Raw genomic sequence first — 15,437 nt, forward strand, 5'->3', positions numbered from 1 at the left:
GATTTCTTTTGACTGACCACACGCTCCGCTGGGGCATCATCGGCACCGGCAATATCGCTTCCCGGTTCGCCAGTCAGGTGCCGACCTCGAAGACCAACGAGGTCGTCGCCGTCGGCAGCCGGTCCCTCGAGTCGGCGAACACCTTCGCCGACAAGTGGGACATCGCCAACCGGCACGGTTCGTACGACGACCTGCTCGCCGACGCAACCGTCGACGCCGTCTACATCGCCACGCCGCACCCGATGCACGTCGAGTGGGCGATCAAGGCGGCCGAGGCCGGCAAGCACGTGCTGTGCGAGAAGCCGCTCGCGATCAACCGCGCGTGGGCCGAGGCGATGATCGAGGCCGCCGTACGCAACGACGTCTTCCTGATGGAGGCGTACATGTACCGGTGCCTGCCGCAGACCAAGCTGATCGCCCAGCTGGTCCGCGACGGCGAGATCGGCACCGTCCACCAGATCCAGGCCACGTTCGCGTTCGCCGCCGGGTACCGGCCGGAGAGCCGGATCTTCGCCGACGACCTGGCCGGCGGCGGCATCCTCGACGTCGGTGGCTACCCGGTGTCGATGGCCCGCCTGATCGCGGGAGCGGCCACCGGGCAGCCGTACGCCGACCCGGCCGCCGTCAGCGCGGTCGGGCACGTCGGTGAGACCGGCGCCGACGAATGGACCGTGGCGACGCTGTTCTTCGACGGCGGCGTCACCGCCCAGGTGAGCACCGGCGTACGGCTCGCCGACCAGAACCAGGTCCGGATCTTCGGCAGCGAGGGATACCTGGTCGTCGAGGACCCGTGGTTCGGCGGCGACGGCAAGCCGACCCATGTCACCCTGCACCGGGTGGGGGAGGAGGCGCGGGACATCTCCGCGGAGCCGGCGCTGATCTACACGGCGGAGGCCGAGGCCGTGCAGGCCGCGATCCAGTCCGGGGCCAAGCAGGCGCCGGAGATGACCTGGGCCGACACCCTCGGGAACCTCACGGTCCAGGACCAGTGGCGGGCCGCGATCGGGCAGCAGTACGCGAGCGAGCGGGACGACGCGATCATCCCGACCGCGACCGGACGGCCGCTGACCCGGCGCGACGACGCCCCGATGACGTACGGCAAGGTGCCGGGCGTCGACAAGCAGGTCTCCCGGCTCGTCATGGGCGTCGACAACCAGCAGACGCTGCCGCACGCCGCGGTGATCTTCGACGACTTCGTCGAGCGTGGCGGTACGACGTTCGACACGGCGTACATCTACGGCGGCGGGCGCGGCGAGAAGCTGCTCGGGCAGTGGATGAAGTCGCGGGGCAACCGGGACGACCTGGTCGTGATCGGCAAGGGCGCGCACACGCCGTACTGCGACCCCGAGTCGATCACCCGGCAGCTGCACGAGAGCCTCGAACGGCTGCAGACCGACCACGTCGACCTGTACTTCATGCACCGCGACAACGAGGACATCCCGGTCTCGGAGTTCGTCGACGTCCTCGACGAGCACTTCAAGGCCGGCCGGATCAAGGCGTTCGGCGGCTCCAACTGGTCGACCGCGCGCTTCGACGAGGCCAACGCGTACGCCGAGGCGAACAGCAAGCAGCCGTTCACGCTGCTGAGCAACCACCTCAGCCTCGCGCGGGCCTACGACGTACCGTGGGCCGGCTGCCGGCACGTGGCCGACGACGAGTCGCAGAAATGGCTGCGCGAGCGGCAGGTCGCACTGTTCCCGTGGTCGAGCCAGGCGCGCGGGTTCTTCACCGGACGGGCCAAGCCGGAGGACACCTCGGACCAGGAGCTCGTGCGCTGTTTCTACTCCGACGAGAACTTCCGTAGGCTCGACCGGGCACGGGAGCTGGCGGCCGCCAAGGGAGTCGAGCCGACAGCGATCGCGCTGGCCTGGTTGCTGCACCAGCCGTACCCGGTGTTCCCGCTGATCGGGCCGCGGCACGTCAGCGAGACCAGGACCTCAACACCTGGTCTTTCGGTCACGTTGACGGACGACGAAGTGGCCTACCTCACTGCCTGACAGCCGAATTGGTGGGGCGCTGACACACATGTAACATGGTCTGTCGGTGTCACGACCCTGAACACGGAGAATCATGTCTAAGAAGTGCGATGTCTGCGGCAAGCAGCCGACGTTCGGCAACAGCGTTGCCCGTCTGGGTAAGGGCGCGATGATCCGGCGGGTCAAGGCTCGTACGCCCCGCCGGTTCAACCCCAACATCCAGCCGGTCCGCGCCATCATCAAGGGCACGCCCACCAAGATGAAGGTGTGCACCTCCTGCATCAAGGCCGGCAAGGTCCAGCGCGTCGTCGGCTGATCCCTCAGCTTTCACTCCGTGTAGGGCCTTCCGATAGGCGCCCGGGTCTCACCCCGGGCGCCTATTCGTGTTGAGAGGTCCCGCGAGTAGGTGGCGCCTGCTGCGCGCCGCCCCGCGGGCACTGGGCGGCGTTGTCGTCGGTCGACAGGACTCCGTCCTGCCTCCCTCCTCCGCCTTGCCCAGCACTCCGCGGGACGACGCTCGCGACGGCGCCACCTACTCGCGGGACCTCTGCCTCGCGACCACGGTTATCTCGTTGCGGTTGTGGTGGAGTTGCCGGGCGTGGAGTACGTCGTACTGCTCGCGGAGGATGTCGATGCCTCGGCGGGCGCCGTCCAGCGGGTTCTTGCCGCCGCCCTTCAGGGTCACGATCGCGAGACCGCCGCGCCGTAGGTGCGCCGCCGCGTCCAGCATCATCCGGGCGCTCGTCACCTGATCCATCCGCATGTCGTTCACGGCCACGTCGAAGCGGACCCGGTTCGCGGCGAAGAACCGGCCCGCCGTCGTGGGCTCGTGATGGATCCGGCGATCGCCGCGCAGCCGCGGATCCAGCGAACCGGGGTCGACCGACCACACCTCCTGCCCGTGCTGCCGCAGGATCCGCGTCCATCCGCCCGGTGAGGCGCCGAGGTCGACTGCTTTCCCGCCCCGCGGCAGCTCCAGCCCGAAGGTCGCGATCGCCTCTTCCAGCTTGAACTCCGACCGCGATACCCGCTCGTCACCACGAGCCAGCCGCATCCGCCCGCCGGGCCAGTCCGACAGGCTGTCCGCGAGCCGGTTCAGCCCCAGCAGCACCGCCTTCCGCCCCGCGAAGCACGAGACGACGTACTCCTGCCCGGAACGCGTGACGGCGACCCCGCGGCCGGTCAGGGCCTCCTCCAGGCGGTGGTAGTACGACCCGCCGGTGCCGGCCGCATCGGTCCAGGCCTGTACCGCGAGTGCCTTCGGGTACTCGGGCAGCTCGCCCAGCACCACCTCGGCCAGCTCGTACTCCGGCGGCAGCTCCTCGAAGCTGGCGATCTCCACCGTCAGGTGCCGGACGAACATGATCCGTCCCGCATCACACGCCGCCGCGAACGCCTCCACTGTGAGCCCTGGGGGCCCGTCGACCCGTCCCAGCTCCGCGCCGACCCGCTGGATCCGCACGTCCCGCCCGAACTCGCCCCGGATCTCCCGCACAGCCAACTCGTAACTGTCGGCCGCGGCCGAGAACAACACACTCCTGCCGCCGCTCACCCGGGAACCGTACCGAACGACAGGACGTAGTCGAGTACGTATAGGCCGGTCCACGCCTGGCGAACTGCGCAACACGAGCAGCGGAGGGGACCACCTCCTGTCCTTCGGTACGCGTTAGCCTTCCGGGCGTGGAGGAATTGACCGTTGACGTGCTGCGGGCCTGGGCCCGGACCGCACTGGCCGATCTGGCCCGCGCCCGGACCGAGATCGACGAGCTGAACGTGTACCCGGTGCCGGACGGCGACACCGGCACCAACCTCTACCTGACCTGGGAAGCCGCCTGCGAGGCGCTGCCCAAGGGCGAACTGACCTTCACCGAGGCGATCCAGGCCTTCGGCCGCGGTGCCCTGCTCGGCGCTCGCGGCAACTCCGGCGTGATCACCTCCCAGCTGATCCGTGCCTGCGGCCTCCGCCTCGACGAGAACCTCCCGCACCACCAGACGGACGGCGTCCTGGCCGATCCACAGATGAGCGAGGCCGCCGCCTTCGCCGACGCGCTCAAGTTCGCCGCCGACGCCGCGTACGGGGCCGTCGCACAGCCCGTCGAAGGCACGATGCTCACCGTCGCCCGCGCCGCCGCCACCGGTGCGATGACCGCCGCCAACGACGGCAAGACCCTCGCCGACGTCTGCCTCGCCGCGGTCGCCTCCGCGCGCCAGGCCCTCACCAAGACGACGGAACAGCTCGACGTACTGCGGCATGCGGGGGTCGTCGACGCCGGAGGAGCAGGCCTCGTCGTGATCCTGGGCGCGATGGAATCGGTACTCACCGGGCAGCACGTGCGCGTCGACGTACCGGCCAGGGTCGAACCGCAGGGCGAGAGCGCCGAGAGCCAGGACGGGCCCGAGTACGAGGTGATGTACCTGCTCGACGCGCTCGACGACAAGATCGGCGACTTCCGGCAGACCCTGGCCGCGCTCGGCGACTCCGTGGTCGTGGTCGGCGGCGACGGGCTCTGGAACGTCCACGTCCACACCGACGACGTCGGCGCCGCGATCGAGCAGGGCATCGACATCGGCCGCCCGCACCGGATCCGCGTCACCCACTTCGACGACCAGGCGCACCACCACGAGCCCGCTCCCGGCCGCGCGGTGATCGCGGTTGTCGCCGGCGAAGGCCTCGCCGGCCTGTTCGCCGAGGCGGGCGCCCGGATCATCCGCGGCGCTCCCGGCCGCCGCTGCTCCACCGGCGAGCTGCTCCAGGCGATCGAGCAGTCCCAGGCGCCGGAGATCGTGATCCTGCCCAACGACCAGGACTCGATCGCGGTCGCCGAGGCCGCCGCCACCGCCGCCCGCCAGGACGGGATCCGGGTCGCCGTGATCCCGACCCGCGCCCAGGTCCAGGGCCTCGCGGCGATCGCCGTCCACGACCCGGACCGCAGCTTCGACGACGACGTCGTACACCTCTCGGCGGCCGCCGGGCAGACCCGGCACGGCGCCGTCACGATCGCGGTCAAGGACGCCTGGACGATGGCCGGCCGGTGCCGGATCGGCGACGCGCTCGGCGTCGTCGACGGCGACTTCGCGCTGATCACCGCCGACCTGGAGGAGGCGGCGCTGGCGGTCGTCGACCGGTTGCTCGGCGGCGGTGGCGAGCTGCTCACGATCGTCACCGGCCGCGACGCCGACCCCGCCCTGGCCGAGGCTGTGGAGCGGCACGTACGTCGGCAACGCAAAGATGTCGATGTCGTGGTGTACGACGGAGGACAGGACAGGTACCCGTTGCTGATCGGGGTGGAATAGCGGTGTTGAACAGTACGGGCGACATGGACCGCAAGCTCCGGGACTTCCTCGGGGCGAAGACGGCCAAGACGTTTGCGGACGTGCTCGAGATCGAGACCGTCGGCGAGCTGCTGCGGCACTACCCGCGGCGGTACCTGAAGAAGGGCGAGCTGACCCCGTTCGACGAACTGGAGGTCGGCGACCAGGCGACTGTCAACGGCCGGGTCAAGAAGGTCACGGCTCGCGCGCTGGACAGCAAGATCGAGATCAAGCCCGACCAGGTCCAGAGGTTCCGCAAGCAGCGGACGATCACCAAGGTCGTGGTCACCGACGGCCGCAACGACATCGAGCTGGCGTTCTTCAACCAGCCCTGGCTGCTGACGAAGCTGACGCCCGGCACCGCTGCCCTGTTCTGGGGCGAGGTGACGATGTTCCGCACCACCATGCAGCTGAAGAATCCCGGCACCGAGGTGCTGGACGAGGAAGACCTCACCGAGGCCGAGATCGAACGCCGGGCCCGGCCGTTCCGCCCGATCTACCCGGCCACGTCGAAGTTGCCCACCGCAACGATCGAGCGGTCCGTCAAGATCGTCCTGGACAGCCTCGACGACCGCGTCGACGACCCGGTCCCGGACCTGGTCCTACGCAACGAGAAGCTGCTCGGCCTCCGGGAAGCCCTGCAGAAGGTGCATCTTCCGGACACCGAGAAGGACATCCACGACGCGCAGCAGCGGTTCCGGTTCGAGGAAGCGCTGGTGATGCAGACGATCCTCGCCCAGCGCCGCGCGGTGATGGACGCGCAGAGCGCCGTACCGCGGCCGCGGCAGGCCGGTGGGCTGCTCGACGACTTCGACCAGCGGCTGCCGTTCGAGCTGACCGAGGGCCAGGCCGAGGTGGGGGAGGAGATCTTCGCCGACCTCGCCCGGCCGCACCCGATGCACCGGCTGCTGCAAGGCGAGGTCGGCTCCGGCAAGACCGTGGTCGCGCTGCGGGCGATGTTGTCCGTGGTCGACAACGGCGGTCAGGCCGCGCTGCTCGCGCCGACCGAGGTGCTGGCCGTCCAGCACCACAAGACGCTCACCAAGATGCTCGGCGACCTGGCCGAGCAGGGCATGCTCGGCGGCGCGGAACATGCCACCAAGATCGGTCTGCTGACCGGTTCGCTGAACGCCGCATCCCGCCGTACGGCGATGCTCGACGCGGCCAGTGGTGCCGCCGGGATCGTCGTCGGAACGCATGCGCTGCTCGAGGACAAGGTCCAGTTCGCGGATCTCGGGCTCGTGGTGGTCGACGAGCAGCACCGGTTCGGGGTCGAGCAGCGGGCCGCGCTGAGCGCGAAGTCCGGCGAGAACACGCCGCACGTGCTGGTGATGACCGCGACACCGATCCCACGGACCGTGGCGATGACGGTGTTCGGCGACCTCGCGGTGTCGACGCTCACCCAGCTGCCGGCCGGGCGATCGCCGATCCAGTCGTCCGTGGTGCCCGCCAAGGAGCGGCCGGACTGGCTGCAGCGGGCCTGGGCGCGCGTCCGCGAGGAGGTCGGCAAGGGCCACCAGGCGTACGTCGTCTGCCCGCGGATCGGGGACGACGTCAAGAACGCGAAGGACGAGGAAGGCGAGCTCCTCGACACCGACGAAGGCGGCAAGAAGCAGGCCCGCCCGCCGATCTCGGTGATGCAGGTGTCCGAGGCGCTCGCGGAGATCCTGCACGACCTGCGCGTCGAGATCCTGCACGGGCGGCTGCCGGCCGAGGAGAAGGACGCGGTGATGTCCCGGTTCGCGGCCGGGGACATCGACGTACTGATCGCGACCACGGTCATCGAGGTCGGGGTCGACGTACCGAACGCCTCGACGATGGTGATCATGGACGCCGACCGGTTCGGCATCTCGCAGCTGCACCAGCTGCGCGGCCGGGTCGGGCGGGGCAAGGTCCCGGGGCTGTGCCTGCTGGTCACGGACCTGTGGGCGGGATCGAAGTCGTACGGGCGACTGGACGCGGTCGCGTCGACGACCGACGGGTTCGAGCTGTCGCGGATCGACCTGGAGACCCGCCGCGAGGGCGACGTGCTCGGTGTCGCGCAGTCCGGGCGGCGCAGCAGCCTCAAACTGCTCAGCGTGCTGCGGGACGAGGACATCATCCTCGCGGCCCGGCACGAGGCCACCAGGATCGTCGGCGTGGACCCCGCTCTGTCCGAGTTCCCGGAACTCCTCGCAATCGTCCGAAACGCCTTGCAGTCCGAGACCACCGAGTACCTGGAGAAAACGTGACTGTGTTGAATGCCGCGCCTCCGGCGCGGGGGTCACGGGCCTTCTCCTCCCGTTCTTCCCTCGTCGCTCCGGTCGCTTCGCTCCCTCCGCTCCTCAGTCCAGAACGGGAGGCCCCGTGACGCGCGTCATCGGGGGAGCGGCTGGGGGGCGGCGGATCGGGGTGCCGGCGGGGAGTGGGACGCGGCCGACGGCGGATCGGGTGCGCGAGGCGCTGTTCTCGTCGCTGGAGTCCGAGTTCGGGAGCTTCCACGGGCTCGCGGTCCTCGATCTGTACGCCGGATCCGGCGCGATCGGGCTGGAGGCGTTGTCCCGGGGTGCCGCGACGGTCGTGCTGGTCGAATCGGACCGGAAGGCGGCCGAGGTGATCGCGGCCAACATCAAGGTCGTGGGGCTGCCGGGTGCGACGCTGCTGACCCGGCCCGTGGAGAAGGTGACAGCCGGTGACCCTCCGCCTGGATTCGACTCGGTGTTCGACCTCGTTTTCGCGGACCCGCCGTACAAGCTGGAGACGGCCGAGCTGCAGGACGTGCTGACCGACCTGGTGACGCACGGCTGGCTCGCCGACGACGCGGTCGTGGTCGTCGAACGCGGGAAACGGGAGCCGTGGGACTGGCCCGAGGGGTTCGCCGCGCTGCGGGACCGCAAGTACGGTGAGGCACGCCTTTGGTACGGTCACCGCCATGGTCAAGGCGACGGCGAGGTCCCGGGATGAGTAGGGCCGTTTTCCCAGGGACCTTCGACCCGCCCACGGTCGGGCACCTCGACATCGTCACCCGGGCGGCGGCCGCCTTCGACGAGCTGATCGTCGCGACCGGGGTGAACCAGTCGAAGAACCGGCTGTTCGGCCCGCAGGAGCGGATCGAGATGCTCACCGAGCTGGTAGAGCCGTTCCCGAACGTCCGGATCGGCTCCTTCGAGGGACTACTGGTCGACTACTGCCGGGCCGAGGGCGCCGGCGTGATCGTGAAAGGCCTGCGCTCGGCGGCCGACTACGACTACGAGCTGCAGATGGCGCAGCTGAACCGGCGGATGACCGGCGTCGACACGGTCTTCCTGCCGACCGCGCCGGAACACGCCTTCATCTCGTCCAGCTGGGTCAAGGAGATCGCCCGGCTCGGCGGCGACGTCAGCACGTTCGTGACGCCGGCCGTTCACACACGGTTACTGAACACGCTGTGAGTGTCCCCGGATTGGGCGCAACGCCGGGGAGTTGGTAGTGTTGATCACCGGTCTCGACGAGACCGAGTTCTTGCCTGCCCACGCCTGAAAGGGATGTTCTGAGCGTCTTGGACCCGCGGTCCCCACTCGTGATCGACACGCACGAGCTGACCCGCCGCGCAGGGTCCCAACGCGAAGTCACCTTCACGGCGCCGGCGCCGGCGGATCTCGGAATCGACGTGATCGGCGTCCCCGAGGGCGATCCGATCCAGTTCGATCTACGGCTGGAATCGGTGGTCGAAGGGGTGCTCGTCACCGGAACGGCTCGCGGCCGTCTGGTCGGGGAGTGCGCGCGGTGCCTGGTCGACATCGAGGACGAGTTCCTCGCTGACATCCAGGAGCTGTACGTCTACCCGGAGAGCGAAGCCGAGCCGGACGAGGCCAGCCGGATGGAGGGCGATCTGATCGACCTCGAGCCGGTGCTGAGGGACCAGGTGGTGCTCGCACTGCCGTTCCAGCCGCTGTGTACGGACGACTGTCCGGGTCTGTGCCCCGACTGCGGGGTACGCCTGGCGGACGAGCCCGGCCACAAGCACGAGGACGGGACCGACCCGCGCTGGGCCGCCCTCGGCAACCTGCTCCAGCAGGACCAGCAGGACAACTGAAACAGCTCCATCGCAACACCGCAGTACCGCTCCACCCGAAAACGTCAGACTGAGCCGGCCGGGTCCACCAGCCCCCGGCCGAACCGAGGAGTCATAACCGTGGCCGTTCCGAAGCGGAAGATGTCGCGCAGCAACACCCGGAGCCGCCGGGCGCAGTGGAAGACGACTGCCCCGTCGCTGGTCACCTGCGTGAACCCCGCCTGCCGCGCGAAGCACCTGCAGCACACCGTCTGCCCGAACTGCGGCCAGTACGGCGCGAAGGGCGAGCGTCGCCAGGTCGTCGAGAGCTAAACGGCCACCTTCACAGTGAACTCTGCCAACGAAACGGGGCTCTACGCCGAGCTGAACCAGCGGCTCGGCGTATCGCTGGCTGACGAACTGCTGGAGCACGCCTTCACCCACCGCTCGTACGCGTACGAGAACGGCGGGCTGCCGACGAACGAGCGGCTGGAGTTCCTCGGGGACTCCGTGCTCGGCGTCATCGTCACGGAGTCGTTGTTCCGGAACCATCCCGACCTGTCCGAGGGCCGACTGGCCAAGCTACGGGCCGCGGTGGTCAACATGCGTGCGCTCGCGGGTGTCGCCCGCGAGCTCAAGCTGGGCAAGTACCTGCGGCTCGGCCGCGGCGAAGAAGCCACCGGCGGCCGGGACAAGTCGTCGATCCTTGCCGACTGCGTCGAGGCGCTGATCGGCGCCGTGTACCTGGACCGCGGCTTCGAGGTCGCGGGCGGGGTCGTGCACCGGCTGTTCGACGACCTGATGGAGTCGTCGGCCCGGCTCGGCGCCGGCCTGGACTGGAAGACGTCGCTGCAGGAGCTGGTCGCCCAGCTCGGCGTCGGCGTCCCCGAGTACGTGATCGCGGAGTCCGGACCGGACCACGCGAAGACGTTCGAGGCGCGGGTCCGGATCGGTTCCGACACCTACGGCCACGGCATCGGCCGGAGCAAGAAGGAAGCCGAGCAGCAGGCCGCCGAGACCGCCTGGAAGGCCCTGCGCGCCGCGCATCCCGACAGCGTGGACCCCTCGCAGTCCTGAAGTGCCGGAGCTTCCTGAGGTAGAAGTCGTACGGCGCGGTCTGGTGGAGTTTCTCGCCGGGCGGACCATCGAGACCGTCGAGGTGCTGCACCCCCGCCCGGTACGGCGTCATGCCGCCGGGCCGGAGGACTTCGTGTCGCGGCTCAAGGGGCAGGTTTTCGCCGAGCCGGCCCGGCGCGGCAAGTACCTGTGGCTGCCGTTGACGTCCGGTGACGCGGTATTGACCCACCTCGGAATGAGCGGTCAGTTCCGGGTCCAGCCGGTCGGCGCGCCCGACGAGCCGCATCTGCGGGTGCGGTTCCGGTTCGCCGACGGCGGCGGAGAGGTCCGTTTTGTGGACCAGCGGATGTTCGGTGGTCTGTCGTACTCCGAGGGCGGTGCCGAACTGCCCGCCGAGATCGCCCACATCGCCCGCGACCCGTTCGATCCTCTGTTCGATCCGGAGCTGGCGACCGCGAAGATCCGCCGCCGCCGGACCGGCCTCAAACGAGCACTGCTGGACCAGACCGCGATCAGCGGGATCGGCAACATCTACGCCGATGAGGCGTTGTGGCGGGCCAAGCTGCACTACGCCCGGGCGACAGAAACGCTGAAACCCTCACAAATAAAGGGCATTCTCGAGCAGGCGCACGCCGTGATGGCGGAGGCGCTGACCGTTGGTGGCACCAGCTTCGACGCCCTGTACGTCAACGTGAACGGGGAATCCGGGTACTTCGAGCGTGGCCTGAACGTCTACGGCCAGGAGGGATCGCCCTGCCCGCGGGACGGCCGGCCGATCCGTCGCGAGCCGTTCATGAACCGTTCGTCGTACCGCTGCCCGAAATGTCAACCGGTCCCGCGCCATGTCCGCTGGTGAACGAGGTATCGTTAATAAACGTGGTCCAGGTTGACCCGTCGCCCTCGCCGGTGTCACCCTGAAAGACGGCACACATTTTCGGCGCTCCTTCATGACCTCGACACGGAGCGCGACCGGCCAGAACCCTTCCGGAGGACAGCACAATGGCCAAGGCTCTTCTAGGGCATCTTGGAGGCACTGACCCGCGCATGCTCGAGCAGGTTCGTCTGCTCAACCGGCGCGTCGCAGATCTGGAGGCGCACGTGATGCGGCTCCAGGCAGAGAACGACCACCTGGTGGCACAGATCCACGAGGGTCGGCTGCTGACCGTCGACGAGGCCCTGCGTACTCCCGCTTCGGTCTGACGCAGGCAGAGATTCGATCTCGACCGTCCGCACTACGCTGCTACGTTCGCGGGACGGCGGTGGCCCCCGTCCGGGCCTCCGCCGCCGTGGTGTGTAACAGCGCCGTAGGTTCAACGATTGGTTGTGCACCCATCCTCGCCGGCCATCTCTCAACGGCCTGGCCTCCGCTGGATTCCGCGGATCTCTTTGTAGACTGCGAAGCGGAACACCTTCCCCCGGGTAGCGGCAGCGCGACGTACAGCTACGGCGGTTCCTCCGGTACCGTCTGTCCTTTCACGGGTTGGAGAGCTTCGCCTTGTACCTGAAGAGCATGACGCTCCGAGGCTTCAAGTCGTTCGCGTCCGCGACGACGATGAACTTCGAACCAGGCATCACCTGCATCGTCGGGCCGAACGGCTCCGGCAAGTCCAACGTCGTCGACGCGCTGGCCTGGGTGATGGGTGAGCAGGGCGCCAAGTCGCTGCGCGGCGGCAAGATGGAGGACGTCATCTTCGCCGGCACCTCCGGCCGCGCCCCGCTGGGCCGCGCCGAGGTGGTGCTCACCATCGACAACACCGACGGCGCCCTGCCGATCGAGTACGCCGAGGTGACGATCAGCCGGACGATGTTCCGCAACGGCGGGTCCGACTACCAGATCAACGGCCAGAACTGCCGCCTGCTCGACGTCCAGGAGCTGCTCAGCGACTCCGGGATCGGCCGCGAGATGCACGTCATCGTCGGTCAGGGCCAGCTGGACTCGATCCTGCGCGCCACGCCGGAAGGCCGCCGCGGATTCGTCGAGGAGGCCGCCGGTGTCCTGAAGCACCGCAAGCGCAAGGAGAAGGCGATCCGGAAGCTGGAGGCCACCGAGGGCAACCTGCACCGGCTCGGCGACCTGATCCAGGAGATCCGCCGCCAGTTGAAGCCGCTCGGGCGCCAGGCGGAGGTGGCGCGCCGGGCGGTGACCATCCAGGCGGAGGTCCGCGACGGCCGCGCCCGGCTGCTCGCCGACGACATCGTCCAGGCGCAGTCCGCGCTCGAGGCGGAGCTGCGGGACGAGGCCGCGCTCACGCAGCGGCGTACCGAGACCGAGGCGAAGCTGCGCGAGGCCCGCGAGCTCGAGGCGGAGCTGGAGGACGCGCTCCGCGAGGACGCGCCGGCCCTGCAGGCCGCCCAGGACACCTGGTACCAGCTGTCCGGCTTCGGCGAGAAGATCAAAGGTACGGCGCGGATCGCGGCGGATCGGATCCGGTCGCTGAACGACGAGGCCGAGGAGCCGCGGGCCGGCCGCGACCCCGAGGAACTCGAACTGGAAGCGGCCCGGGTCCGCGAGACCGAGGCGCAGATCGAGGCCGAGGTCGAGGCGCATTCGGAGCTGCTCGCCGAGTGCGTCGAGCGCCGCCAGCAGCTCGAGGCTCAGGAGGCCGAGGAGGAGCGCCGGATCTCGGCACTGATCCGGGCCGCGGCCGACCGCCGCGAAGGGCTGGCCCGGCTGACCGGCCAGGTGAACGCGCTGAAGAGCCGCGCGGCCGCCGCCGAGTCCGAGATCGGCCGGCTCGCCGCCAACCGGCGCGAGGCCGAGGAGCGCGCCGCGAAGGCCCAGCACGACTTCACCGCGCTGGAGACCCAGGTCGCCGGGCTGGATGCCGGGGAGAAGGGCCTCGACGACCAGTACGAGGCTGCCCAGGCCGTTCTCGACGAGCTGGACGAGCGGCTGGCGAAGCTGCGAGCCGAGGAGCGCGACGCCGAGCGCGAGCGCACCGGTCTGGCCGCCCGCAAGGAAGCGCTGGAGCTCGGTCTGAACCGCAAGGACGGGGCCGGCGCGCTGCTGGCCGCGTCGGAGCAGATCAACGGGCTGATGGGGTCGGTCGCCGCCCTGCTGAGCGTGCGGTCCGGGTACGAGACCGCGATCGCCGCGGCGCTCGGTGAGGCCGCGGACGCGGTCGCCGTCACCCACACCGACGCGGCGCTGCACGCCGTCGGTCACCTCAAGGAGCACGACCTCGGCCGCGCCGGGATGCTCCTGGGCGACGCCCCGGCCGACGACTACGCCACGTGGCCGGTGCTGCCGTACGGCGCGTCGTACGCCGTGGATGTCGTGGAATGCCCGGAGACCCTGCGGCCCGCCCTACGGCGGTTGCTGCGCAAGGTCGCGGTCGTCGACGACGTGGACGCGGCACGGTCCCTGCTGCGGAACCTGCCAGACGTCACGTGTACGACGCGTGTGGGCGACGTACTGGGCGCTCATTTCGCGTATGGCGGGTCGGACGCGGCACCCAGCCTCATCGAGGTGCAGTCCGCGGTCGACGAGGCGACGGAGAAGCTGACCGAGGCGACTGCCCGGAGCGAGCGGCTGCGGTTCGAGCTGCAGGCCCTCGAGGACGAGCGGAGTCGCCAGAAGGAGTCCGTCGAGATCACGCTGGCTCGGTTGCACGAGTCGGATGCGTCGATGGCGGCCGTGGCCGAGCAGCTCGGGCACTTCGGATCGCTGGCGAAGGCGTCCCGCGGCGAGGCGGCGCGGATGGCCGAGGCGATCGCGGCCGCCGAGGAGGAGCGCGACCGGAACCTGTCCGGTCTGGCCGAGCTCGAAGAGCGGTTGATGGACGCCGAGGCGTTCGACGAGGAGGGCGACGAGCCCGACACGTCGCAGCGCGACCGGCTGGCCGAGGAGGCCAAGGCGGGGCGTGCGGCCGAGATGGAGGCGCGGCTGGCGCTGCGGACCACCGAAGAGCGGGCCCGGGCGCTGTCCGGTCGCGCGGACTCGCTGGAGCGCGCGGCCCGGCAGGAGCGCGAGGCGCGGGCCAGGTCGATCGCGCGGGCGGCACGCCGTGCGCGGCAGGCCGAGGCGGCGAACGCCGTACACCTGGCTGCCGGTCACGTGCTGGCGCGGCTGGAGTCGTCGTTGCAGCTGGCCGCGGCCGAGCGGGCGGCGATCCAGGCGCAGCGGGCCGACCGGGAACAGGCGCTCGCACAGGCTCGGTCCGCGACGCGGAACCTCAGCTCCGAGCTGGAGCAGCTCACGAACACCGTGCACCGGGACGCACTGGCCCGGGCCGAGCAGAAGATGCGCCTGGAGCAGCTGTACGAGAAGGCGCTCGGCGAGCTCGGTATCGAGGTCGACGCTTTGGTCACCGAGTACGGACCGGACCAGCTGGTGCCGCCGCTGCCCAAGGCCGGTGACGACGACACGCTCGAGCTCGAGGCCGAGCCGTTCAACCGGACCAAGGTCGAGAAGCGGCTCAAGCAGGCCGAGCGTGCGCTCAACCAGCTCGGCAAGATCAACCCGCTCGCGCTCGAGGAGTTCGAGGCGATGGAGGAGCGGCACCGGTTCCTCTCCGAGCAGCTGGAGGACCTGAAGAAGTCGCGGCGCGACCTGATGGACATCGTCAAGGAGGTCGACGACAGGGTCGAGCAGGTCTTCACCGAGGCGTACCGGGACGTCGAGATCGCGTTCGAGCACGTCTTCAGCCGGCTGTTCCCCGGTGGTGAGGGCCGGCTCGTGCTGACCGATCCCGACGACATGCTCTCCACCGGTATCGACGTCGAGGCGCGCCCGCCGGGCAAGAAGGTCAAGCGGCTGTCGCTGCTGTCCGGCGGCGAGCGTTCGCTGGTCGCGGTCGCGTTCCTGGTCGCCCTGTTCAAGGCCCGCCCGTCGCCGTTCTACATCCTCGACGAGGTCGAGGCCGCCCTGGACGACACCAACCTCGGCCGCCTCCTGGAGATCTACGAGGAACTCCGGGAGAACAGCCAGCTCCTGGTCATCACCCACCAGAAACGCACCATGGAGGTCGCCGACGCCCTGTACGGCGTCACCATGCGCGGCGACGGCGTCTCCGCCGTCATCTCCCAACGGATCCGCGAACCCGAACCCGTCTAGGACC

Annotated in this window: 13 protein-coding genes; 12 read left to right on the plus strand and 1 reads right to left on the minus strand. The window is 69.7% G+C overall.

What is annotated here, in order from left to right:
- Nucleotides 1-8 precede the first annotated feature (8 nt).
- Together EV647_RS36260 and rpmB are read left to right on the plus strand one after the other, a co-directional pair.
- On the plus strand, nucleotides 9-1,997 hold the full coding sequence (locus EV647_RS36260; protein WP_134011191.1) for an aldo/keto reductase: 1,989 nt from the start codon (nucleotides 9-11) through the stop codon (nucleotides 1,995-1,997).
- A gap of 73 nt (nucleotides 1,998-2,070) precedes the next feature.
- Nucleotides 2,071-2,292 (plus strand): 50S ribosomal protein L28, encoded by a 222-nt coding sequence (gene rpmB / locus EV647_RS36265; protein WP_130387610.1) that lies wholly within the window; start codon nucleotides 2,071-2,073, stop codon nucleotides 2,290-2,292.
- 216 nt (nucleotides 2,293-2,508) lie between these two features.
- On the opposite strand, the gene EV647_RS36270 is transcribed toward rpmB, so the two are convergent.
- Nucleotides 2,509-3,528, minus strand: coding sequence for an SAM-dependent methyltransferase (locus EV647_RS36270; RefSeq protein ID WP_238177572.1), 1,020 nt, complete (start codon nucleotides 3,526-3,528; stop codon nucleotides 2,509-2,511).
- A gap of 128 nt (nucleotides 3,529-3,656) precedes the next feature.
- Between EV647_RS36270 and EV647_RS36275 the strand changes: the two genes are divergently transcribed.
- The 10 genes from EV647_RS36275 to smc all read left to right on the plus strand — a co-directional run bounded on the left by EV647_RS36275 (nucleotide 3,657) and on the right by smc (nucleotide 15,433).
- Complete coding sequence (locus tag EV647_RS36275) at nucleotides 3,657-5,270, plus strand: DAK2 domain-containing protein (RefSeq protein ID WP_134011193.1); 1,614 nt, start codon at nucleotides 3,657-3,659, stop codon at nucleotides 5,268-5,270.
- 23 nt (nucleotides 5,271-5,293) lie between these two features.
- Nucleotides 5,294-7,519 (plus strand): ATP-dependent DNA helicase RecG, encoded by a 2,226-nt coding sequence (gene recG / locus EV647_RS36280; RefSeq protein ID WP_134011520.1) that lies wholly within the window; start codon nucleotides 5,294-5,296, stop codon nucleotides 7,517-7,519.
- A 115-nt stretch (nucleotides 7,520-7,634) separates the two neighbouring features.
- On the plus strand, nucleotides 7,635-8,231 hold the full coding sequence (gene rsmD / locus EV647_RS36285) for a 16S rRNA (guanine(966)-N(2))-methyltransferase RsmD (protein WP_134011195.1): 597 nt from the start codon (nucleotides 7,635-7,637) through the stop codon (nucleotides 8,229-8,231).
- Entirely contained in the window at nucleotides 8,228-8,698 is a 471-nt protein-coding gene (coaD, locus tag EV647_RS36290; protein ID WP_134011197.1) for a pantetheine-phosphate adenylyltransferase, read from the plus strand. The genes rsmD and coaD overlap by 4 nt, the downstream gene beginning before the upstream one ends.
- A gap of 128 nt (nucleotides 8,699-8,826) precedes the next feature.
- On the plus strand, nucleotides 8,827-9,342 hold the full coding sequence (locus EV647_RS36295; protein ID WP_238175824.1) for a DUF177 domain-containing protein: 516 nt from the start codon (nucleotides 8,827-8,829) through the stop codon (nucleotides 9,340-9,342).
- A gap of 99 nt (nucleotides 9,343-9,441) precedes the next feature.
- Nucleotides 9,442-9,633, plus strand: coding sequence for a 50S ribosomal protein L32 (gene rpmF / locus EV647_RS36300; protein WP_130387616.1), 192 nt, complete (start codon nucleotides 9,442-9,444; stop codon nucleotides 9,631-9,633).
- Nucleotides 9,634-9,648: 15 nt separating this feature from the next.
- The gene (gene rnc, locus EV647_RS36305) at nucleotides 9,649-10,377 is read left to right on the plus strand and encodes a ribonuclease III (protein WP_130387617.1); all 729 of its coding nucleotides are present in this window, start codon (nucleotides 9,649-9,651) and stop codon (nucleotides 10,375-10,377) included.
- Between the two features lies 1 nt (nucleotide 10,378).
- The gene (gene mutM / locus EV647_RS36310) at nucleotides 10,379-11,233 is read left to right on the plus strand and encodes a bifunctional DNA-formamidopyrimidine glycosylase/DNA-(apurinic or apyrimidinic site) lyase (protein WP_134011201.1); all 855 of its coding nucleotides are present in this window, start codon (nucleotides 10,379-10,381) and stop codon (nucleotides 11,231-11,233) included.
- A gap of 188 nt (nucleotides 11,234-11,421) precedes the next feature.
- Complete coding sequence (locus EV647_RS36315) at nucleotides 11,422-11,577, plus strand: hypothetical protein (RefSeq protein ID WP_238151152.1); 156 nt, start codon at nucleotides 11,422-11,424, stop codon at nucleotides 11,575-11,577.
- Nucleotides 11,578-11,872: 295 nt separating this feature from the next.
- Entirely contained in the window at nucleotides 11,873-15,433 is a 3,561-nt protein-coding gene (gene smc, locus EV647_RS36320; protein ID WP_166680516.1) for a chromosome segregation protein SMC, read from the plus strand.
- The last annotated feature ends 4 nt before the right edge of the window (nucleotides 15,434-15,437 follow it).

The sequence above is a fragment of the Kribbella sp. VKM Ac-2566 genome (assembly GCF_004366005.1).
Classification (GTDB): domain Bacteria; phylum Actinomycetota; class Actinomycetes; order Propionibacteriales; family Kribbellaceae; genus Kribbella; species Kribbella pratensis.

Excerpts from the sequence above, each read along its gene's own strand:
- rpmB (WP_130387610.1), top strand. The coding sequence starts at position 2,071 with ATGTCTAAGAAGTGCGATGTCTGCGGCAAGCAGCCGACGTTCGGCAAC.
- recG (WP_134011520.1), top strand. The coding sequence starts at position 5,294 with ATGGACCGCAAGCTCCGGGACTTCCTCGGGGCGAAGACGGCCAAGACG.
- coaD (WP_134011197.1), top strand. The coding sequence starts at position 8,228 with ATGAGTAGGGCCGTTTTCCCAGGGACCTTCGACCCGCCCACGGTCGGG.
- EV647_RS36315 (WP_238151152.1), top strand. The coding sequence starts at position 11,422 with ATGCTCGAGCAGGTTCGTCTGCTCAACCGGCGCGTCGCAGATCTGGAG.